16 protein-coding genes are annotated in these 21,340 nt (G+C 45.1%); 4 read left to right on the plus strand and 12 right to left on the minus strand.

The genetic code is table 11. The features are described from left to right. Nucleotides 1–5 precede the first annotated feature (5 nt). Nucleotides 6–1,274, minus strand: coding sequence for an O-acetylhomoserine aminocarboxypropyltransferase/cysteine synthase family protein (locus tag ACF8EG_RS13090; RefSeq protein ID WP_020840164.1), 1,269 nt, complete (start codon nt 1,272–1,274; stop codon nt 6–8). 291 nt (nt 1,275–1,565) lie between these two features. Between ACF8EG_RS13090 and ACF8EG_RS13095 the strand changes: the two genes are divergently transcribed. Further along, nucleotides 1,566–3,311: an amidohydrolase gene (locus ACF8EG_RS13095; protein ID WP_020840163.1), complete on the plus strand. Its 1,746-nt coding sequence runs from the start codon at nt 1,566–1,568 to the stop codon at nt 3,309–3,311. A gap of 154 nt (nt 3,312–3,465) precedes the next feature. Here the strand turns inward: ACF8EG_RS13095 and ACF8EG_RS13100 are convergent, their stop codons facing one another. The 3 genes from ACF8EG_RS13100 to ACF8EG_RS13110 form a co-directional block, all read right to left on the minus strand. Continuing rightward, a complete protein-coding gene (locus ACF8EG_RS13100) occupies nt 3,466–4,608 on the minus strand; it encodes a lipase family protein (RefSeq protein WP_069506851.1) in 1,143 nt (380 codons plus the stop codon). A 1-nt stretch (nt 4,609) separates the two neighbouring features. After that, entirely contained in the window at nt 4,610–5,182 is a 573-nt protein-coding gene (locus ACF8EG_RS13105; RefSeq protein ID WP_029784488.1) for a DUF6795 domain-containing protein, read from the minus strand. Nucleotides 5,183–5,334: 152 nt separating this feature from the next. Then, nucleotides 5,335–6,255 carry a LysR family transcriptional regulator gene (locus ACF8EG_RS13110; protein ID WP_069506854.1) on the minus strand — a complete coding sequence of 307 codons (921 nt, stop codon included), beginning with the start codon at nt 6,253–6,255 and terminating at the stop codon, nt 5,335–5,337. 107 nt (nt 6,256–6,362) lie between these two features. On the opposite strand from ACF8EG_RS13110, the gene ACF8EG_RS13115 reads away from it, so the two are divergent. Both ACF8EG_RS13115 and ACF8EG_RS13120 read left to right on the plus strand, forming a co-directional pair. After that, on the plus strand, nt 6,363–7,619 hold the full coding sequence (locus ACF8EG_RS13115) for a D-amino acid dehydrogenase (protein WP_065765025.1): 1,257 nt from the start codon (nt 6,363–6,365) through the stop codon (nt 7,617–7,619). Nucleotides 7,620–7,923: 304 nt separating this feature from the next. Then, nucleotides 7,924–9,471 (plus strand): sodium:alanine symporter family protein, encoded by a 1,548-nt coding sequence (locus ACF8EG_RS13120; protein ID WP_005464242.1) that lies wholly within the window; start codon nt 7,924–7,926, stop codon nt 9,469–9,471. Nucleotides 9,472–9,575: 104 nt separating this feature from the next. On the opposite strand, the gene ACF8EG_RS13125 is transcribed toward ACF8EG_RS13120, so the two are convergent. From ACF8EG_RS13125 to guaB, 6 genes are all read right to left on the minus strand, one after another. Further along, on the minus strand, nt 9,576–10,556 hold the full coding sequence (locus ACF8EG_RS13125) for an HAD family phosphatase (RefSeq protein ID WP_069506857.1): 981 nt from the start codon (nt 10,554–10,556) through the stop codon (nt 9,576–9,578). A gap of 185 nt (nt 10,557–10,741) precedes the next feature. After that, entirely contained in the window at nt 10,742–11,332 is a 591-nt protein-coding gene (locus tag ACF8EG_RS13130) for an acetate uptake transporter (RefSeq protein WP_005460258.1), read from the minus strand. Nucleotides 11,333–11,503: 171 nt separating this feature from the next. After that, nucleotides 11,504–13,207 carry a chitinase gene (locus tag ACF8EG_RS13135; protein WP_005483748.1) on the minus strand — a complete coding sequence of 568 codons (1,704 nt, stop codon included), beginning with the start codon at nt 13,205–13,207 and terminating at the stop codon, nt 11,504–11,506. Between the two features lie 214 nt (nt 13,208–13,421). Continuing rightward, a complete protein-coding gene (locus tag ACF8EG_RS13140) occupies nt 13,422–14,942 on the minus strand; it encodes a Na+/H+ antiporter NhaC family protein (protein WP_069489110.1) in 1,521 nt (506 codons plus the stop codon). Nucleotides 14,943–15,107: 165 nt separating this feature from the next. Beyond that, nucleotides 15,108–16,661: a glutamine-hydrolyzing GMP synthase gene (guaA, locus tag ACF8EG_RS13145; protein ID WP_069506860.1), complete on the minus strand. Its 1,554-nt coding sequence runs from the start codon at nt 16,659–16,661 to the stop codon at nt 15,108–15,110. A 98-nt stretch (nt 16,662–16,759) separates the two neighbouring features. After that, complete coding sequence (guaB, locus tag ACF8EG_RS13150) at nt 16,760–18,226, minus strand: IMP dehydrogenase (RefSeq protein WP_069506863.1); 1,467 nt, start codon at nt 18,224–18,226, stop codon at nt 16,760–16,762. 233 nt (nt 18,227–18,459) lie between these two features. On the opposite strand from guaB, the gene xseA reads away from it, so the two are divergent. Further along, a complete protein-coding gene (gene xseA, locus ACF8EG_RS13155; RefSeq protein ID WP_023586017.1) occupies nt 18,460–19,791 on the plus strand; it encodes an exodeoxyribonuclease VII large subunit in 1,332 nt (443 codons plus the stop codon). Nucleotides 19,792–19,812: 21 nt separating this feature from the next. Here the strand turns inward: xseA and ACF8EG_RS13160 are convergent, their stop codons facing one another. Together ACF8EG_RS13160 and ACF8EG_RS13165 are read right to left on the minus strand one after the other, a co-directional pair. Continuing rightward, nucleotides 19,813–20,037, minus strand: a complete 225-nt coding sequence (locus ACF8EG_RS13160; RefSeq protein WP_005460239.1) for a zinc ribbon domain-containing protein — start codon at nt 20,035–20,037, stop codon at nt 19,813–19,815. Nucleotides 20,038–20,330: 293 nt separating this feature from the next. Beyond that, nucleotides 20,331–21,212 carry an alanyl-tRNA editing protein gene (locus tag ACF8EG_RS13165; RefSeq protein ID WP_069506873.1) on the minus strand — a complete coding sequence of 294 codons (882 nt, stop codon included), beginning with the start codon at nt 21,210–21,212 and terminating at the stop codon, nt 20,331–20,333. Nucleotides 21,213–21,340: the final 128 nt, after the last annotated feature.

A 21,340-nucleotide genomic window follows, 5' to 3' on the forward strand; every position in this document is an offset into this window, starting at 1 on the left:
TCGTTTTACGCGTTTAGTGCCTGTTCTAAATCGGCTAGGATATCGTCAATATGCTCAATACCCACAGATAAACGAATCATCTCTGGTGACACACCAGCTTGTTTTTGTTCTGCTTCGCTCAACTGACGATGAGTCGTCGATGCTGGATGGCAAGCCAATGATTTTGCATCGCCAATGTTCACCAAACGCTTAAAGATTTTCAGAGCATCATAAAAGCGCACACCTGCTTCATAACCGTCTTTTAAACCAAACGACAAAATCGCAGAAGGCTTACCTTTCATGTATTTTTCGGCGAGGTTGAAGTGTGCTGAACTTGGCAAGCCGGCGTAACTCACCCAACTGACTTTGTCATGCTGTTCCAAGAATTCAGCCACTTTGAGTGCATTCTCAGTATGGCGTTCCATACGCAGCGGTAACGTTTCTAGCCCTTGCATAAGCATAAATGCATTCATCGGTGATAATGCCGAACCGGTATTACGCAATGGTACGGTACGCGCGCGCCCGATAAATGCCGCCTCACCAAACGCTTCGGTATACACGACTCCGTGGTAAGAAGGTTCTGGTTGGTTGAAAACTGGAAAGCGGTCTTTGTGCTGCGCCCAAGGGAATTTACCGGAATCCACAATCACGCCACCTAATGTGGTGCCATGCCCACCAACGTATTTAGTGAGAGAGTGAACTACGATATCCGCACCGAATTCGATGGGTTTGCACAGTACTGGTGTCGCGACGGTGTTATCCACAATCACAGGTACGCCTTGTGCGTGAGCAAGCTCCGCTACACGTTCCAAATCAATGATATTACCCGCAGGGTTACCAATGCTCTCGCAGTACACCGCTTTGGTATTTTCATCAATTAACTCGGCCAAACTTTCTGGCTTGTCATCTTTGGCAAACTTCACTTGAATACCTTGATTTGGCAGCATATGCGCAAACAAGGTGTAAGTACCGCCATAAAGTTGCGGCGTAGAAACGATGTTATCGCCCGCTTGCGCTAACGTCAGAATCGCATAGTTAATTGCCGCACTCCCCGCACTCACGACCAATCCAGCAATGCCGCCTTCTAACGCCGCCATGCGTTTTTCCAAAACGTCATTAGTCGGATTCATGATACGAGTGTAGATATTACCCGGTACTTCCAAGTTAAACAGATCAGCACCGTGCTGCGCGTTATCAAACTCGTACGCGACCGTTTGATAAATCGGTGTCGCGACAGATTTAGTGGTAGGGTCAGTTTCGTAACCAAAATGGATGGATAGCGTTTCGTCTTTCATGTTCTTCCTTGAGCGTCATCGAGATAAATCGTGGACTTATCATGCCGACTTTTTAACCATAGAACCTCGTTATGGGTCACATTGCCTAAGTCCAGAATCGTTTATGAAATGGAAAAATGTAACATTTTTGATATTCATCGATGGGTATAACGTGCGCTTGATTGAAAGTCTTTAATCTTGTTGATAATCCTCCTTCAATATGAACTAAAGTGAATGTGGCCTATTGCGTTCTCAAACTCATTGAGACTGGGGCTCAATAGGCAAAAAACTTACTCTGTATGGAGATGACCGATGAACAAAAACTGGATCCCTATTGCCCTATCTGGGCTTGCTTTAACGGGGTGTTTTTCTGAAGAAGCGAAAGAAGTAGAAGCAGTCGCCGAGCCGCTAAAAGTAACCGCCGCAGACAAAATTTATTATGGTGGCGATATCCTAACCATGGCTAGCGATAAGCCAGAGTACGCCGAAGCCGTCGCGACATTAGGCGAGAAAATCATTTATGTCGGCAGCAAAGATGGAGCGATGGAACACAAGTTCGGTAAAACACAGTTGGTCGACTTAAAAGGCAAAACCATGTTGCCTGGCTTTGTTGATCCGCACAGTCATGTGTATGGCGTTGGTCTACAAGCCATGGTCGCAAACGTACTACCATCTCCTGATGGCGAAGCCGATACCGTGGCGAAAATCATCGAAACTCTAAAAAATTCCGCGAACAATGACACGCAACGCCTATTCATTGAGAAAACCGGGTGGATTTTAGGTTTTGGTTACGACGACGCCCAACTGGATTACTACCCTACCAAAGCGGATCTCGATAAAGTCAGCACAGATAAGCCTGTATTGATCATCCACACTTCGGGGCATTTGAGTGTCGCGAACAGTAAAGCGTTAGAGCTAGCAGGCATCACATCAGAATCGGAAGATCCAAAAGGTGGCATTATCCGCCGAATGGAAAACAGCCAAGAACCCAATGGGGTCCTAGAAGAAAACGCGCACTTTGCAATGCTGTTCAACCTCAATAAGTTGATTGATTCTGAACTTCAAGATCGCATGTTAGAAGCCTCGCAAGGTATGTACGCGAAATATGGCTATACCACAGCTCAAGAAGGACGAGCAACATCAGAAGGTTATGAAGCGATGAAACGCGCGTCGAAAAACGACAAGCTGATGATCGACTTGGTTGCGTACGCCGATATGGTATCGAGCAGTGATTTTATGGACTCGGAATACAACACGCCAGAGTACACCAACCATTTCCGCATCGGTGGCGTAAAGCTGAACTTTGATGGCTCTCCACAAGGTAAAACGGCATGGCTAAGTCAGCCTTACTTCCACCCGCCACATGGACAAGATAAAGACTACGCTGGCTACCCAACTTTCGAAGATAAACAAGCTTACGATTACGTAGAAACGGCCTTTAAAAATGAATGGCAAGTGCTGACGCATGCCAATGGTGACGCGGCGATCGAGCAATTTATCAATGCGGTAACCAAAGCAAATGAAAAGCTAGGAAAGCAAGACCGCCGACCTGTACTCATTCACGGCCAAACCATGCGCCAAGACCAAGTGGATCGCTTAGCTGCGCAAGGCATCTTCCCTTCTCTATTCCCAATGCATACTTTTTATTGGGGTGACTGGCATGTGGACTCGGTACTCGGCCATCCTCGTGCCGATTTCATTTCACCAACTCAAGCGGTGAGAAAGGCAGGGTTAAAGTTCAGTACTCACCATGACGCACCTGTGGCGCTGCCAAGTTCATTCCGAGTATTGGATGCGACCGTCAATCGCACCACCAGAACTGATAAAGTACTGGGTGCAGATCAGCGCGTTGACACGTACACCGCGCTGCAAGCCATGACCATTTGGCCGGCTTACCAACACTTTGAGGAGTCGTATAAAGGTTCTATCGAAGTCGGTAAGAATGCGGATTTAATCATCCTCGATAACAACCCGATGAAGATTGAACCTAAGGCGCTAAAAGACCTAAACGTGGAAGAAACAATCAGCAGAGGTCAATCGGTTTATCAACGACAGTAATCCAGAATCAAACACCGCCGCTATCGAGGCGGTGTTTTCTATCTGACTCACCAAGCACTTTATCTATTTGCTCGCCACTTGCTGTAATAACCAAGTACGAAACTTTTCGTATTTAAGAATAAACCACACCTAAGCAAAGGTGGATTAATCAAAATCAGAAGGTCGTTTTGAGGGCGGCTTTAACAGCCTGATTCAACTTACTTAGCACCAATTCAAACACCCAACGAATAAAGGAATAAGTAAATTTGATCGCGATATTTGCACCTTTCCCCGCAAATACCAACATGTGGCCAAGTAAACCTTTTACGCGTTCAGAAAATTCGCTAGAGAGTTCTGAAATTTTGACGATTGAACGAGCAATCGCGTCATATATAGTAGCAATAGCAGAACCTGCACTTTGCAAAGCGAACACTGTCGCAGCAAAGCCACCATCAACTAACAGTGTTAAAATTGCGGCAGATATCTTATCTGCCCAAAGATCGTTTGGTTTGGCATCAAGTCGATTATTATAATTTAGAACGACTCTCTCAAACGCATTGGCAGACTTTTGAGTATAAATTTTTTCCCAACTCTGAAAGTCAGTCAAACTAGCGTAACGAGACATATCATGAGCCGAAATAACCAAACCTTGCTGCTTGCTCGCTACATATTCAGTACCATTAAAAGGAGCATGATAAAAAGGCCATACTGGTACTTTAGGTACTGGGTCTGCGCTATTGACACATCGATAAATGCTATCCACACGTTGCGTCGCATTTCTAGAAAAGCTTTTCCCACCAACCCTTGGAGCACCAAATGTGTACAAGTGGACTTTTGCATTAACCTCAGAAGAAGACTTCAACCAGTTTGCAGCCAATGTAGCTAATGCGCCGCCAAGACTATGGCCGACACAATGAATGTTTGCGATTCCAAGTGACTGAGAATTTTTTATAAAAGACTTCATATCAGGAATCATCGAGTTAAAAGTTCCTTGGAATCCGTTGTGCACCAACTCTCCAGATTGAGTACCTTTGGAATTTGCAGTCGCATTGGTTAATCCGTCAGCAAGAGTTTTAGTGCCTCTGAAAGAAAATACGATATCCCTTTTGTAAATTTCGCTAATACCTTGTCCTGCGATTAGAAAGCCTGAAGTTGGGCGATAGAAAAAACCACCAGATTTGCCAGTTATAACGTTGCTAATATCAAACGTAAAATGAACCTTGGTATTGTTATCTAAAGAAATTGACTTTCTTTTTAGTCTTGCTTGATACGCAGCTCGCGCAATATCTGATGCGATAATAGGAGATAATGTGGCCATGTTATTCCTCTAACTTTAATTCATTCGCTTTTTGAACTAATTGCTCATCTGTATACCCCTTAATTCCTTGCCAACGACAAATAGAGGTTAAAGGTAAATAAATTCGCTCACCAGTATCCGGATCTCTCAATTCATAATTGAGCTTTTCTTGGTTCAGATCACAAACAAGTTTTGACATAAGATCTGACACTAAGGGGATAGCCTTTGCCTGTTTAGTTGCGTTCCAGAGGTAAATATCCTTGTCACCTTTCTTTGTATATATTTCTTGCGCTATAACGAAGTTCTGTCCAAAGACGTCCTTTGGAGCTCGAGAACGAACATGGTATTCAGGAAAATAAAACTCACCCTTGCTATTGGTTTTTACTACGTCAGAAACTTTTTCTCCGTCTTTATATCCTTCATAAAAAAGTTCTCGATGAACCGTTAGCCCAACTTGTGGTTTACCATCAAGCTTAATAACACCACGTACTTCTGGTGACATTTCCACATCGTATTTTTTAAACGGCCAAAACATTGCACTTGCTCCTACCGAAAATAGAGCTAGGACCAATATAAGCGAGTTTTTTTTAGCCATAGCCTTTCTCTATCCATTAGTTATTTTCTAGGATGATATGGAAAAAGATGAGTAAGAGAGAGAAGTTAATAAAGTGAAGGTAATTTGTGGGAAGTGGCTCAAGATAATATGTAATTAAGACATTTATTTTTATTATTTCTTAAACACTTAAATCATCGTCGTGACTCAATCTGCTTCAAAAGCCACTCTCTAAATCGCTCAGTTGACTGGCTTCTTGTATTCATGATCAAGTAATACCCAGCATTGGCAGGAATGGGGGCGAATGGAGAAACCAAACGTTTCGTCGTCAATTCATCCTCAATCAACGCCATGCGTGCCATCGCGATCCCGACTCCAGCTTCCGCCGCAGACATCGCCATGTCTGTTCGATTGAAAAAGTGACCGACATCGGTTTTAAAATCCAATCCCATTGCCGAAGCCCAATACAACCACTCATAGTCACGTGTCGCTTTTTCCCACGGCATCGCGTCGTGCAACAACGTAGCCGCTTGCCATTGATTCGCAGACATTGACGGTGTTTGATCACCAAAAGGAGTTTTTAGCCACCGATGATCCTCAAGGTATTTAGGGCTCATCACTGGCAGCAATTGTTCATCGAGAATCAACTCGGCATCATGGTCTCGATAAGGGTGAAGACCGTAGTCAATGGCGACGTCATAGTCTTTCAAATCGCTGTTGACTAGCGCTCCTTCCGCAAAGATCTGCACTTGTATTTCTGGGTTCTCTAGTTGAAAGCTTTCGAGTTTAGGAACTAGCCACTTAAAGGCGAATGAGGGAGTGAGCTTCAAGCGAACCTCATTGATATGCTTTTCTACTCTCAGATCATCAAGCAACTTGCCTAACTCAGAGAAATGCAACTGCGTGGCTTGTTGCAGTTGTATTCCCTTTTCGGTGAGGCGGATTCCTCGAGAGTGGCGTTCAAAAAGAGTAAAACCTAACGACTCCTCTAAGTGGATTATTTGTTGGCTTACAGCTCCTGTCGTAAGGTGTAGATGCTTAGCAGCGCCTGTAAAACTGGCATGTTCCGCTACTTGGTTAAATAACCATAAACCACTTATCACGTTACTTCTCATTACTAAGCCTATAGTTTTTCTAAACGCTGTATGTAATTTATATCGATTGTTAACAAAAGGTAAAGAAAAGAAACTAACCGCTACTGATAAATGTGTGGAGTACCTCAATGGAAGTCATCGTATTAGGCAGCGGTGTTATCGGTTTAACCTCTGCTTGGTATTTATCTCAAGCAGGCTATCAAGTCACGGTCATCGATCGCCAACCAAGCAGCGCGATGGAAACAAGCTTTGCCAATGCAGGACAAATTTCTTATGGCTACTCATCCCCATGGGCAGCTCCGGGTATCCCGCTCAAGGCGATCAAATGGCTGATGGAAGAACACGCTCCACTAAAAATAAAGCCGTCGCTAAGCACAGACATGATCAGTTGGGCAAGCAAGATGGTTGCGAACTGCACCTTGCCTCGCTATCAAATCAACAAAGCTCGCATGCTGTCTATCGCCAACCACAGCCGAACTTGCTTAGCACAATTACGTAATGAGCACGCGATTGAATACCAAGGACGCCAGTTTGGTACCTTGCAAGTGTTCCGCACAACTCAACAGTTAACCGCAATCGAAAAAGACCTCAAGCTGCTTGAGCAAAGTGGTACTCGATTTGAGTTGATGGACGTTGAACAGTGCCTTCGACAAGAACCCGGTTTAGCACTGGTCAAAGATAAAATCGTAGGCGGGTTGTATTTGCCTGATGATGAAACAGGTGACTGCTTTCAGTTTTGCCAACAGCTGACAGAACTTGCGAAAGCGCATGGTGTCACGTTTAAATTCAATACCGAAGTGAGTAATTGGGTTACTGTAGGCAAAAAGATCATAGGTGCCCAAACGAACCACGGTTTGTTTAAGGCCGACCAATTTGTCGTTGCTTCTGGTAGCTTTTCCACTGCGCTTTTAAAGCAGCTCGATATTGATATTCCAGTGTATCCGGTTAAAGGATATTCACTGACGCTACCGATAGAAAATGAAGAATACGCACCGCGCTCTACTGTCATGGATGAGACTTACAAAGTCGCTATGACTCGATTTGATGACCGCATACGAGTGGCTGGCACCGCTGAGCTTGCAGGTTTCGACCCATCCTTGCCACAAAAGCGTAAAAACACGATTGAGATGGTGGTTCGCGATTTGTTCCCTCGCGGCGGTGATTTCAGCCAAGCAGAATTCTGGACAGGATTTCGCCCAATGACGCCAGATGGCACACCAATCATAGGTGCAACGCCATACGACAACCTCTTTACTAATACCGGGCATGGGACGTTAGGGTGGACAATGGCATGTGGTTCTGGGCACTTATTGGCCAATATCATGACAGGTGAAAAAGCCAAAATCATGGAGAACTCAGAGCTCAACTTACTTCGTTACGCGTAAATAATCGCACAAAAATCAAACAGGCCTTTACTCTACATACTGCATAGTAGTTAGCATTTTTAACTCATCGAATATGCAGCACATTAAAATGACAACGTGCTGCATATTTAATCAAACCAATAAATTCCCCATCTAATTGCGCACAATAATAAACCAGAACCAAATTTTAACAACACCAAGCCATTCTGTGCCCACCATCACGCTATAAACGATTTATAGACAAAAAAGTTAACAATTACATTACAAAAAGGGTAATGTGTTGTTTGAAAAATAACCACAAACACAACTAACAGGGAAAATACTCATGCAGTCATTAGTTGATTTTCTGAATGGAATTATCTGGAGCCCAGTACTGATCTACCTGTGTCTTGGGGCGGGTTTGTTCTATTCGATCATGACACGCTTTGTGCAGATTCGTCATTTCTTTGAGATGTGGCGCTTGCTACTTTCGGGCAAAAGTTCAACCAAGGGGATCTCATCATTTCAGGCGCTTGCCGTTTCGCTATCTGGCCGTGTAGGTACAGGTAACATTGCCGGTGTTGCTGCGGCCATCGGCTTTGGTGGCCCTGGCGCCGTATTCTGGATGTGGGTTGTTGCCTTCTTTGGCGCAGCAACAGCATATGCAGAATCCACTCTCGCTCAAATCTACAAAGAAGAAGATGAAGGTGAATTCCGTGGCGGTCCTGCTTACTACATCGAAAAAGCAATGGGGCAAAAATGGTACGCATGGATCTTTGCTATCTCGACCATCTTTGCGTGTGGTGTGCTACTTCCTGGCGTTCAATCCAACAGTATTGGTAACGCGGTAGAAGCAGCATTTGGCTCTGGTGACATGATCGAAACCGCTATTGGTACCTTCAGTTTTGCTAAAATTTTCACTGGTACGGTTGTCTGTGTCATTCTTGCCTTCATCATCTTTGGTGGCGTAAAGCGTATTGCGAACTTCACTCAGATCGTTGTGCCATTCATGGCATTGGCGTACATCATCACCGCTTTCGTTATCATTCTTTTAAACATCGGTGAAATCCCACGCATTATCGGCATGATCCTAGGAGACGCGTTCACTCCTATGGCTGGTGTTGGTGCCGCAATTGGTTGGGGTGTTAAGCGTGGTGTTTACTCAAATGAAGCAGGCCAAGGTACCGGCCCTCACGCAGCAGCGGCAGCAAGCGTTGATCATCCTGCACAGCAAGGTCTGGTTCAATCATTCTCAATCTACATCGATACACTACTAGTATGTTCGGCAACTGCGTTTATGATTCTTATCACAGGGGCGTACAACGTACACGGTGCGGTTGAAGGTGCATTCCTTGTGCAAAACCTACCCGCTGACATTGGTGCGAATGGTCCAGTATTCACGCAAATGGCGATTGAAAGTGCTCTACCTGGAGTTGGTAAACCGTTCATCGCTGTTGCACTGTTCTTCTTCGCATTCACCACTATCTTGGCTTATTACTACATCGCAGAAACAAACATTGCCTACATTCGCCGTACCTTTAAAGTCAACGGTCTGATGTTTATCTTAAAACTGGTACTTATCTCAGCCGTGTTTTACGGTACAGTAAAAACCGCAAACCTAGCATGGGCGATGGGTGATGTTGGCGTAGGTTTGATGGCTTGGCTGAACATCGTGGGTATCTTGATCATCTTCTTTATGTCGAAGCCTGCTCTGAAAGCGCTGACCGACTACGAAGAACAACAGAAGCAAGGTGTCACAGAGTTTACGTTCAACCCAGTTGCGCTAGGTATCAAAGGTGCAGATTACTGGGAAGAGAAATACAAACGTAAAACGGGTCAAGCACCAACGACTGAAACTACCGCAACAGACACGGTAGAACAACCTTCGACCTAAGTTTCTTTCCTTAAAAATAAGAAAAAGCAGTGGTCCGTTCTTCGGACACAACAAAGGGGTTAACCAGTGGTTAACCCCTTTTTATATCAGTCAGATTTGAAATCTTACTTGGTCGGATACACTTGTTTCCAATCGTTTTTCATATCAGCGATTAACCAGCCTTTCGCTTTCGCTTCATCCAATCCTTTATCTAGCTTACCAATGCTAGAGGTGCGGTCATATTTCCACTCACGTTGGTCATCTGTGTGATGAACATACATTGCTAAACGAGGACCAGTACCTGACGTCGTCCATTGTAGCATTTGTAGGTCACCATCTGAGTTGCCAAACGAAGCTATTGGGCGCTTACCAATGTGCTGATAAATTTGCTGTGGTTTTTCCGCTTTGTCGTTATTCACTTCAATGCCCGGTACGCGCTTAACTTGGTAACTACCATCAACATTAACGAACTCTGTAGATAGACGAGTACCAATGATACGCTCGGATGGGATGTTGTAGACATCCGTCGCCCAAGCTCGCATAAAGGCATTGCCACCACCAGATACAATGAAGTTTTTAAAGCCGTTGCTATCAAGATAGTCCAACAGTTCTAACATTGGTTGATACACCATATCGGTGTATGGGCGACCCGTTACGGGGTGCTTAGCCGTACTTATCCAAGCTTGCACAATAGACGTGAACTCATCGCTGCTCATTCCTGAATGCGTTTTTTGCACCATAGTTAGAACATCTTCTAAGCTCAGCTTATCTATCTGCCCGCTTAACACCAGTGAGTATGGTTTAGTCGTCTTCCAATCAGGGTGGCTAGCCGCTTGCTCTTTAATTTGGTCGAGCACAAACAAGATTTGGAAGTACATCGGCTTTTCTGACCATAACGTTCCGTCGTTATCAAAAGTGGCAATACGATCTTGAGGAGCAACAAAATTGGGAGAGTTAGCGTCAGTAACATCACTGACAAATTGGATAATTGCTTGTTTGGTTTGACCGTCGTTCCACGAAGGCAATGGGTCACTATTTTGCGCCAAAATAGGAAATGAAATCACCGCGACAGCGAGCGTAAAAACATTCGAGAGGTAATTTTTCATCAGTTGTAAACTCTTTATATAGGGGAGTTTAATAATGGAGCATTTTCGAAGAAAAAATTCGCTCTTGGTCACAACAATGTCTTATTCGGAACATTCCTACTTGAAATCCAAAAATATTCATAAAATTCAATGAAATAAAAAAGCGGACCTATTGGCCCGCTTTTTCAATGAGTTCGATTTAACGCTTAAGCTGCGACTGCTTCAACTTTACGAGCGATTTTTGCTTTACCTACAGGTAGAACTTCACGACCAAATTCGTTGTTTAGTACTTGCGCCATTGCGAAGTAAATTGCGCTTGCGCCACAGAAGATACCTTCGAAGCCAGCGATAGCACCGATAACTTCGCTACCAGTGAAATCACGAGCAGCAAGCAAGAAGAACAGGATAGTTAGAGAACCAAATACCACCTGCTTCGCTGTTGGGTAACATAGAGAGCCAATGAACATGAAACCAGTGAAGATACCCCAAAGTGCTAGGTACCAACCCATAAAGCTTGCTGGGCTTGCAGGAAGACCCATGTGAGGCATTACGATTAGACCAACCAATGTTAGCCAAAATAGACCGTAAGAAGTAAACGCAGTTGTGCCGAACGTGTCGCCGCGTTTAAAGCACATGATGCCAACGATTACTTGGCTAAGGCCACCGTAAAAGATGCCCATCGCTAGAATCATAGAGTCAAGTGGGAAAAATCCTGCGTTATGAATGTTCAGCAGAATAGTGGTCATACCGAAACCCATCAGACCTAGCGGTGCTGGGTTAGCCAGTTTTGTCGACATGTACAAATACCTTTTTTCAAAAATGTTGATAAAAAATGCGCGCGAATTTTAATGGACACCCAACAAAAAGAGAAAAGCCGTTATTGAAAACTTAGATTCCACAAATAAGCAACAGCACAAATAAAAAAAGACCCTGCTAAAAAGCAGAGCCTTTATAAAGAGTTAAATTATTTATTGGCAGGAAATCTCATCCCAGAACCAGTTGCTCTGCGTTGGGCTTTCCCACACTCCAGGGCCGTTTTTTGCGACAAAGCATTTGTTTTGGTACGTCACTTTATCACCGTTAGCCACTTGAGTTACGCCTGGCTCCCACTGAATGAAGTTACCTGTTACTGGTGGCACTGGCTCAGTGACCGGAGGCTCTGGTTCTGTGACTGGCGGTTCTGGTTCAGTCACAGGTGGTTCAGGTTCCGTTGTTGGCGGCTCCGTAGGAGTGCCTGAAACCAACTTCCAAGGGTCTCCTTTCGTTGGCTCATTACCTTGTGACCACCATTTCGCTTCGTAAACAGCACCTTGGTAAGAAACTTGATCACCAGTGTTGTAGACTTTGCCTGAATCCCAAGCTGCCACGCCACCTACAGGCGGATCGACCGGATCTACAGGGTCTAACTTGTCAACCACACGAACTTCAGGCCAACCCGCATGAGATTGGTAGAAGTTAGTTACACACTTCTCGTAATCACCCGCAACTAGCGCAGAGTAAGCCGTTTGGAAACCAACCAGCTCACATTCAAACGAATGGCCTCCAGGACGATCTGAGTAGTATTTCCAGTTACCATCCCAGTTAGTGTAAAGCACGTCAGTTGCGCCATTTAGGTTTAGGCTGCCGTAAGGCGTTTGCTGCCAACAAGTGTTCTTCTCGTCAGCTTCAATTGGAATTTGGTAGTGTGCCGCCAAACCTTCCCAGTAACGGATACGGTTAACAGGCTGACCTTTATCCTTGTTTTGCTCACCACACTCAATACCACCATTGATCACGTTGATAGTGGTACCGAAGCCGTAACCAATGCCTGCATCAAGTTCACGTTGTGAAGGAACCCAAGTACGATCAATTACATGTAGCATTGCTGGTTTAGGTGCTTGTGGGGTTAGGAAGAACCAGATAGCCGATGCCAAGTTCAGCCACGAATCCGCAACCAAACCTGGATTTTTCAGCAATACAGATGCATCACCATCAAACATCACTTCAGAGAACGCGCCATAGTTAAAGTGGTAAGAAAGCTGTTTAGCACCACGTCCAAAGTAACCTTGTCCCGGTTCACATGGCCAACGTTTGTTTTGCCAGTCATTCTGACCACAACCTGTCGTGTAACCTTCTTGACCTTCTGACCAGCCCATTTCACGTACGTGAACCAAAGCTTGCTGCCACTCTTCCAATCCAAGAGGATTATCCGATACGTTATCAATCGAAATATGACCACCAGTTTCCTGCGCAAAGTGAGCAAAGGCTGTCACGATCGATTTTTTACAAATCGCATCCGAATCACGGCCATCAGTGTACTCACCACAAAATGCTGGGAATTTACCAATCGCACGTAGGAAACGCGTGTAAGTGTATTCTGGTGCTGCCATTTGAGTCAGGAAGTCCCACTCACTTTCAGGGAACACGCGCTCTACACGCTTCACGTTTTCTGGGTTGGTTGCCGCTCCAGGAACAATCGCTTCGACGACTGAGTTAGGACGCGTCTCTAGTGCTTGTGACCAAATGGCATACATAGGGTCAGAGGTTTTGCTTTGCTCCATAGCTTGAACGTCACCACGAGCAATGACATAACCATTCGGATTTTGCGGATCAGGCTGGATATTCATACTTGCATTCGCTTGTGCCGCTAGGACACAACTCAATGCAATAGGAAGATGTTTGAGTGCAAACATGTCTAGTCTCCGGGTTTAACAATACAATATACAAGGAATAACTAGACATATAGTGGATCATATATAAAAAACGCCGAGCGAAGTGAGTTCATTCTGCGAGACAAAATGAATAAATAAGTCCTTGCACACATTTTGTCACAAGAAAAATGTTACCTTGACTCAAAAGAAAAGCGGAGGCTGACTACGCCTCCGTTTGATGATATTTCTATCTCTATTACTCTGCTGAAACAGACTCAAGTTGCTCGGTTGGCTTCTGTTTTGATAGCACATAGTAAATAGCGAACTGAGCGACAATCGCCGCAAGTACAATCACAGGTGAGGCAGCAACGCCTGCCAAAAGAAAGCACCCAAGTGCAATCACACCATTCAACACCGCGTAAGGCAACTGTGTACGGAAGTGCTCATACTGTTCACACCCTGCTCCTGTTGACGACAGAATCGTGGTTTCAGAGATTGGAGAACAGTGATCACCAAATAAACCGCCAGATAACACGGCACCAATGCAAACTAGCAAAGGAGCATCAATCGCAACGGCCGTTGGGATCACTAATGGCATCATGATGGCGAACGTGCCCCAAGATGATCCCGTAGCAAACGAGATAATACCGGCAAGCAAAAAAGCAACGGCTGGCAATAGCCAATACGGGAAACCGGCTTGAGCTTGTTCAGCAATATATGCAGCTGCACCTAATTCTTTCCCAACAGAGCTAAGCGCCCAAGCCAATACCAAGATAACCGCGACAGACATCATGTTTGACATACCTTTGAGGTACACTTGGATACCATCGGAAAGCTTTCTGACGCCATAAAACGCCATCAGCGCAATTAGAGTGAAGGCCGCGAAGAAGTACGCCGAAGAGAGTGCAGCCCTAAACGTTGAGCCTGCCACTTTTTGAAATGGAAAACCGTGTGGCACCAGGATGGTACATAGAACCACCAGCATAACGAGCAAAGGTGCCCACACAAAACTGGATTTTGCATTTTTATGCATAAACACATTCATCGACTCCTGCACTTTCCCAAAGTCGGAACCCTGTTCTGCTAACTGCTCAGCCTTCGCCATCGGTCCGAAATCTAACTTGAAGAAAGAGACAATCGGCACAATCGCGATCGCAAGAAAGGCATAAAACTGATACGGGATCGCGCCAATGAAAGCATCCCAGTCACTCATACTGACATTCAGGGCAGTAAACTCTTTTTGAATCAATCCCATGATGTAAACGCCCCACCCGATAAAAGGAATCAAGATTGCGACGGGAGAGGAAGTAGAATCGATAATGAAAGCTAATTTTTGGCGTGATACTTTTAACTTATCAAATAAAGGGCGAAAAACAGGGCCAACAATCAGTGGTGTACCAAGGTCTGAGAAGAAAATAACGACACCACCGAACCATGCTGATAGTTGAGCTTGGCATTTACTCGCCACCCATTGGGTAACCTTTTTAGCAAAGGCGACACCGCCGCCGGACTTTTCCATTAAAGCGACGAAACCACCAATAAACACTAATAACAAAATCACACCAGCGTTGTAGCTATCCGTAAGTTGCGGCAGTAGATAGCTTTTCATCAACGCACTAAACGAGTCTAGTGGTCCTTTTTCAACAAAGGTGCCTTCAAGCATGGCGACGCCACTGACCACACCGGCGAACAAACCAACGACGACATTTCTCGTAGTCAGCGCGAGGAAAAGAGTAATAAGGATGGGAATGAGAGAGGTAACGTCAGCCTGTTCCATAGCAATACCATTTTTAATATTTAAACAATAAAAACGAATATATATTTAATTTGGGCGTGTGTATATATTTCTCACGAAAAAGTTGAGCCACCTCTTCACAAATTTGAAGTACAAAAAAACCAGCCCGGAGGCTGGTTCTTGTAAACTCAACAATCTAGAGGAAAATTATTCCCATTCGATTGTCGCTGGTGGCTTACCAGAAATGTCGTAAACAACTCGTGAAATACCTTCAACTTCGTTGATAATACGGTTAGATACCTTACCTAGGAAGTCGTATGGTAGGTGTGCCCAATGCGCTGTCATAAAGTCGATGGTTTCAACTGCTCGCAGTGATACCACCCAATCGTATTTACGACCGTCGCCCATTACGCCTACAGAACGAACTGGTAGGAATACCGTGAACGCTTGAGATACTTTGTCGTATAGATCTGCTGCGTGAAGCTCTTCAATAAAGATAGCGTCAGCACGACGTAGCAAGTCACAGTACTCTTTCTTGATCTCGCCAAGAACACGAACGCCTAGACCAGGACCTGGGAATGGGTGGCGGTAAAGCATGTTGTACGGAAGACCTAGCTCAAGACCAATCTTACGAACTTCATCTTTGAACAACTCACGTAGTGGCTCAACTAGACCCATTTCCATATCGTCAGGTAGACCGCCCACGTTGTGGTGTGATTTGATCACGTGCGCTTTACCAGTTTTAGATGCAGCAGACTCGATTACGTCTGGGTAGATAGTACCCTGAGCAAGCCATTTTGCGTTTTTCAGCTTCTTCGATTCTTCATCGAATACGTCTACGAACACGTGACCGATAGTCTTACGTTTTTCTTCTGGGTCAGACTTGCCTTTCAGCGCTTCAAGGAAACGCTCTTCTGCGTCAACTTTGATGATGTTTAGGCCGAACTTATCGCCGAACATATCCATTACTTGCTGACCTTCGTTTAGACGAAGCAGGCCGTTATCCACGAATACACATGTAAGCTTGTCGCCAATTGCACGGTGAACCAGCATAGCAACAACGGATGAATCTACACCACCAGAAAGACCTAGAATAACTTCATCGTCACCCACTTGCTCTTTAATACGAGCAACAGCGTCTTCGATGATAGATTCAGAGGTCCATAGACGCTCACAGCCACACACGCCAAGAACGAAGTTCTCTAGCATTTGTAGGCCTTGTTTTGTGTGCGTTACTTCTGGGTGGAACTGAACGCCGTAGTATTTCTTCTCCTCGTTCGCCATCGCTGCGTAAGGACACGTATCTGTCTCACCAACTTTTACGAAGTCTGCTGGGATTTCTACTACTTTGTCGCCGTGGCTCATCCAAACGTCTTGAGTCGCTTCAAGATCTTTGAAGATCGCAGATTCGCCAGAAACTTTTACTTGTGCGTAGCCAAATTCACGCTCGTTTGAGCCCGCTACTTTACCACCTAGCTGTTCTGCCATGGTTTGCATGCCGTAACATACACCAAGTACAGGAACACCTGAGTCAAATACATATTGAGGAGCGCGAGGAGAGTTTTCTTCTGTAACGCTTTCTGGGCCACCAGAAAGGATGATGCCATCTGGGTTGAATTCGCGAATATCCGCTTCTTCTACGTCCCAGCTCCATAGCTCACAGTAAACGCCGATTTCGCGTACGCGACGCGCAACTAATTGAGTGTACTGAGAACCGAAGTCCAAGATCAGAATACGTTGGTCATGGATATTTTTAGTCATTTTGAGCAGTCTTTTAAGGCTAAGTGATTAAAACCGAGGCGAGTGTACTCGCCTCTTCTTAATGCTTCAAGGAAAAAGCAAACGTTTACGTTAGGCTATTAGTTACCTAGACGGTAGTTTGGCGCTTCCTTAGTGATCTGAACGTCGTGTACGTGAGATTCTTGCATACCCGCACCAGAAATACGTACAAATTCAGCTTTAGTACGCATGTCTTCGATAGTTGCAGAACCCGTTAGACCCATGCTTGAACGTAGACCACCCATTTGTTGGTGTACGATCTCTTTTAGGCGGCCTTTGTATGCGATACGACCTTCAATGCCTTCTGGTACAAGCTTGTCTGCTGCATTATCAGACTGGAAGTAACGGTCAGAAGAACCTTGAGACATCGCGCCTAGAGAACCCATACCACGGTAAGCTTTGTAAGAACGGCCGTTGTAAAGAATCACTTCGCCCGGCGCTTCTTCTGTACCTGCGAACATAGAACCAACCATCACACATGATGCGCCTGCTACGATTGCTTTACAGATATCACCAGAGAAACGGATACCGCCGTCAGCAATCACTGGGATACCGTATTCGTTAGCCACTTCAGCCGCGTCAGCGATTGCAGTGATTTGAGGAACACCAACACCCGTTACGATGCGAGTCGTACAGATAGAACCTGGGCCAATACCGACTTTCACTGCGCTTACGCCAGCTTCGATCAGTGCTTTCGCGCCAGCACCTGTTGCGACGTTACCGCCGATGATATCTAGATCTGGGTACGCAGCACGAGTGTCACGAATACGTTGTAGAACGCCTTCTGAATGACCGTGAGAAGAGTCGATAAGTAGTACGTCAACGCCTGCTTCTACAAGTGCAGCAACACGTTCTTCGTTACCCGCACCAGCACCAACAGCTGCGCCAACACGTAGACGACCGCGCTCATCTTTACATGCGTTTGGTTTACGTTCTGCTTTATGGAAGTCTTTAGCAGTGATCATACCGGTTAGTTTGAACTCGTCGTTCACTACCAGTACCTTTTCAACGCGCGCTTCGTGCATTTTCTCTTGAACTTCTTCACGAGTTGCACCTTCGTTTACAGAAGCCAGACGCTCTTTAGGCGTCATTACTGCAGATACTTTCTTAGATAGGTCAGTCACAAAGCGTACGTCACGGCCAGTGATGATACCGACCAGTTCGTTGTGCTCTGTTACTACAGGGAAGCCTGCAAAACCGTGCTTTTCAGTCAGAGCGACTACGTCAGCGATGGTTGCGTCTGGGTTCACTGTCACAGGGTCTGATACAACACCCGCTTCGAAACTCTTTACTTTACGAACTTCGGCAGCCTGTTGCTCAATAGACATGTTCTTGTGGATAAAGCCAATGCCACCCTCTTGCGCTAGCGCGATAGCTAGACGAGCTTCAGTAACGGTATCCATAGATGCCGAAATCATTGGGATGTTTAGGGTGATGTTCTTAGTCAACTGAGTGCGAAGATCAGCTGTGTTTGGGAGAACGGTGGAGTGTGCTGGCACAAGTAGTACGTCATCGAATGTCAGCGCTTCTTTGGCAATTCTTAGCATTTGCAATATCTCACAATTAGAGGAGTAAAAAGAACAATCCAATCTCATCGTTTCGCATAATGAGGGTAACTGGTTTTAGTTAACAAGTTACATTTGGATTAGATATTGCGGAGGGATTATACGTTCAACGCAATCGCTTGACTACAAGTTTTTTTGATTTTTTTCTTGCAATTACCCCCTTGCTATGTATTATATTGCCGCTAATTTCCATACTCACGTCTAAGAGATTAGCTGTGCTCTCCAAGACCAATCAGAACATCTTCACTGTTTCTCGTCTCAACGCAGAAGTTCGTTTACTCCTTGAAAACGAAATGGGGATCGTTTGGCTTGTCGGAGAGATATCCAACTTCTCTGCTCCTGTTTCCGGTCACTGGTACCTCACCCTTAAAGATTCTCGTGCTCAAGTAAAATGTGCCATGTTCCGTGGTAACAATCGTCGCGTTACTTTCAAACCTGCAAACGGCAATCAAGTTTTAGTTAAAGCCCGTCTGTCTCTGTATGAGCCACGTGGTGACTACCAATTGATCATCGAAAGCATGCAGCCTGAAGGCGATGGTCGCCTGCAACAAGAGTTTGAAGAGCTTAAGATGAAGTTGGCAGCGGAAGGTTTGTTCGCTCAAACCAACAAACTGCCACTACCAGAACATCCAAAGCGTGTTGGTGTCATCACTTCTAAAACAGGTGCAGCGCTTTACGACATATTGGACGTTTTAAAACGCCGTGATCCTTCCCTACCCGTGGTGATTTATCCGACCATGGTCCAAGGTGATGACGCAGCCATTCAAATTGCCCAAGCAATCGGTCGTGCTAATAGCCGAAATGAATGTGATGTATTGATTGTTGGTCGTGGCGGCGGCTCTCTAGAAGACTTATGGTGCTTTAACAATGAGATCCTTGCTCGCACTATTGCTGCAAGTCAAATCCCGATCATTAGTGCTGTGGGCCATGAAGTCGACATGACGATTGCCGATTTTGTTGCCGATGTGCGAGCTCCTACTCCATCAGCTGCCGCTGAACTGGTTAGCCGTGACAACAGCCATAAAGATCAATCGCTTGTAGCGAAACAGCATAAACTAGCTAGTGCGATGCGCTACTACTTAGCGCAGCAAAAACAGCAATCTGCGCAACTTCTGCATCGCTTAGAGCGTCAGCATCCAAGCTACCAATTGCAGCGTCAGTCACAGCAACTCGATGAGCTGGATATGCGTTTGCGTAGAGCTATGCAGCGCTTCATCGATACACGTCAACAAGCCGTTGAGCGTAAACACCACCGTCTGCAATTAAACTCTCCTGTTAAACACTTAGCACAACAAAAATCGAGACTTGAACGTGTTGAGCACAAGCTATTAGACGCAATGGATCGAAAACTACTGACGATGCGTCATCAGTTAGCGATTGCGGCAGAGAAGTTAGATACCGTCAGTCCCCTAGCGACACTCAAGCGTGGTTACTCCATCACGCAAACAGAGCAAGGTAAGGTCGTTACAAGCGCAGATGATGTAAAAACGGGCGACCTTTTAGTCACCCGTTTGGCTAATGGTGAGATTCACTCTACCGTTAGTTAGCCGACTTTAAAATGAGCTTAATCAGCTGATTTTTTGAAACTCAAATCGCACACGAGATTTGGATTTGAGTTCATTACAGGTATTGCAGAAATAATTCGCAGCCCCACAAGCCTGAAGCTTTTCTAACTCAGCACCACAGTCCGGACAAAAACCTACTTTTTTGAAATCGGATTCACATTGGCCACAATGGTATTGGCCAGTCCATTCTAGTTCTACTTCGCAATCTGGACATTTGTTCTGTTGCATATCTCTCACCTTACTGTTTCACTCTCTCCAGTATTCACATTTTCTAACCGCTAACCTTGATGTATATCACCGTATGCAAGGTAATGGGTTTACTTCACGAGAAGCTTACTTTAAGAAAGATCTTATTCTGATCATCGGATATTTACCATTTGATCAGCGATCACCCCCTAAAAGAATATTTATATAACCACACACCGAAAGCATAAGTTACATATTCTGCATTCCAATTTAAAGGAGCATAAAACACCAAAATTAAATTCAAAAAAAGAAAAAACAGAATTTAATAAAAAGATCTAATTAGAAAAGCAAGCTATTACATCGGTGTGCATTTCAATCGTTTGTGAATCCATTTCGACCAACTTGACGTGTATCGAGCCAAAGTCACTCAAATGCTCTGCGTGCGTTCCTCCACAAGGGATCACGGCCAATTCCCCCTCTCCCAAGTCACATTTCCAATAACGAGAATCGGTCAAGTTGTCACCATGGCAGTCCATAATGATCGCCGCGTCGCTTTCCAGCCAAAGCTTCAATTGTGCATTCACCTGACTCTCTATTTTCTCTAAGTCTGACAGCATTTCTGCGCTGTTTAGGCCTCTTTTACGGAGTGTTTTACCTAAACGGTAAGTATCTAGGCACTTGTCTGGTGTTACAAAGCTGGCTTCTTGGGCATAACTATTAAAATCATAGTTGCCATGTGGGTCTTTACGATCAGCATCTTTACGCCAGTAACTGGCAGCGAGGACTTTATTTAGGGCTAAGTAGGCGAGATGACCTGCACTGTGTCCACGACTCAATGCTTGTTGGTACTCTTTGTCCACTTTCAGCGTCACTCGTGTATCTTGAGATAGAGTGTCAACAAGCGCTAATACATGTACGACAACAAATAACCAACCTTCTGTATCGCGTTTTACAGGGATTGCCGCTCCAACAAATAACTCTCCGGTTGCCACTTCAATGGCACCAACTTGGCAATCAATCACTTCAAATTGTTGATCATTAAATACTAAGATGCCTTTATCCGCGGGATGATCAGGCCAGATATGGCTAACGGGATGAAACGGAGTCACGTCGGTGACTACGTAGGTCACTTCATTGTGGTTTTGAACGAGTTGAATCTGAGCGTCCAACTGCCAAGTTTGATGGCAGAAACGGGTTTGTGTCGCGGTAATCGTCATGCTTTGCTTATCTCTGTGAATGTAAGAAGTTAAGGTTTTGTGCTGAGCATTTGAAGATACAGGAATCTGCACGTCATCACTAATATCACTAGAGGAAAACCGCGCAGAAGAATATTGTGATAATGATG

The sequence above is a fragment of the Vibrio sp. YQ_11 genome (assembly GCF_043103065.1).
GTDB lineage: Bacteria > Pseudomonadota > Gammaproteobacteria > Enterobacterales > Vibrionaceae > Vibrio > Vibrio parahaemolyticus.

Bases quoted from the DNA above. Each gene is read 5' to 3' on its own strand.
- ACF8EG_RS13115 (WP_065765025.1), top strand. From the start codon at position 6,363: ATGGAAGTCATCGTATTAGGCAGCGGTGTTATCGGTTTAACCTCTGCT.
- ACF8EG_RS13125 (WP_069506857.1), bottom strand. From the start codon at position 10,556: ATGAAAAATTACCTCTCGAATGTTTTTACGCTCGCTGTCGCGGTGATT.
- ACF8EG_RS13135 (WP_005483748.1), bottom strand. From the start codon at position 13,207: ATGTTTGCACTCAAACATCTTCCTATTGCATTGAGTTGTGTCCTAGCG.
- guaB (WP_069506863.1), bottom strand. From the start codon at position 18,226: ATGCTAAGAATTGCCAAAGAAGCGCTGACATTCGATGACGTACTACTT.
- ACF8EG_RS13160 (WP_005460239.1), bottom strand. From the start codon at position 20,037: ATGCAACAGAACAAATGTCCAGATTGCGAAGTAGAACTAGAATGGACT.
- ACF8EG_RS13120 (WP_005464242.1), top strand. From the start codon at position 7,924: ATGCAGTCATTAGTTGATTTTCTGAATGGAATTATCTGGAGCCCAGTA.
- ACF8EG_RS13095 (WP_020840163.1), top strand. From the start codon at position 1,566: ATGAACAAAAACTGGATCCCTATTGCCCTATCTGGGCTTGCTTTAACG.
- ACF8EG_RS13110 (WP_069506854.1), bottom strand. From the start codon at position 6,255: ATGAGAAGTAACGTGATAAGTGGTTTATGGTTATTTAACCAAGTAGCG.
- ACF8EG_RS13140 (WP_069489110.1), bottom strand. From the start codon at position 14,942: ATGGAACAGGCTGACGTTACCTCTCTCATTCCCATCCTTATTACTCTT.
- ACF8EG_RS13130 (WP_005460258.1), bottom strand. From the start codon at position 11,332: ATGTCGACAAAACTGGCTAACCCAGCACCGCTAGGTCTGATGGGTTTC.
- guaA (WP_069506860.1), bottom strand. From the start codon at position 16,661: ATGACTAAAAATATCCATGACCAACGTATTCTGATCTTGGACTTCGGT.
- ACF8EG_RS13105 (WP_029784488.1), bottom strand. From the start codon at position 5,182: ATGGCTAAAAAAAACTCGCTTATATTGGTCCTAGCTCTATTTTCGGTA.
- ACF8EG_RS13165 (WP_069506873.1), bottom strand. From the start codon at position 21,212: ATGACGATTACCGCGACACAAACCCGTTTCTGCCATCAAACTTGGCAG.
- ACF8EG_RS13100 (WP_069506851.1), bottom strand. From the start codon at position 4,608: ATGGCCACATTATCTCCTATTATCGCATCAGATATTGCGCGAGCTGCG.
- ACF8EG_RS13090 (WP_020840164.1), bottom strand. From the start codon at position 1,274: ATGAAAGACGAAACGCTATCCATCCATTTTGGTTACGAAACTGACCCT.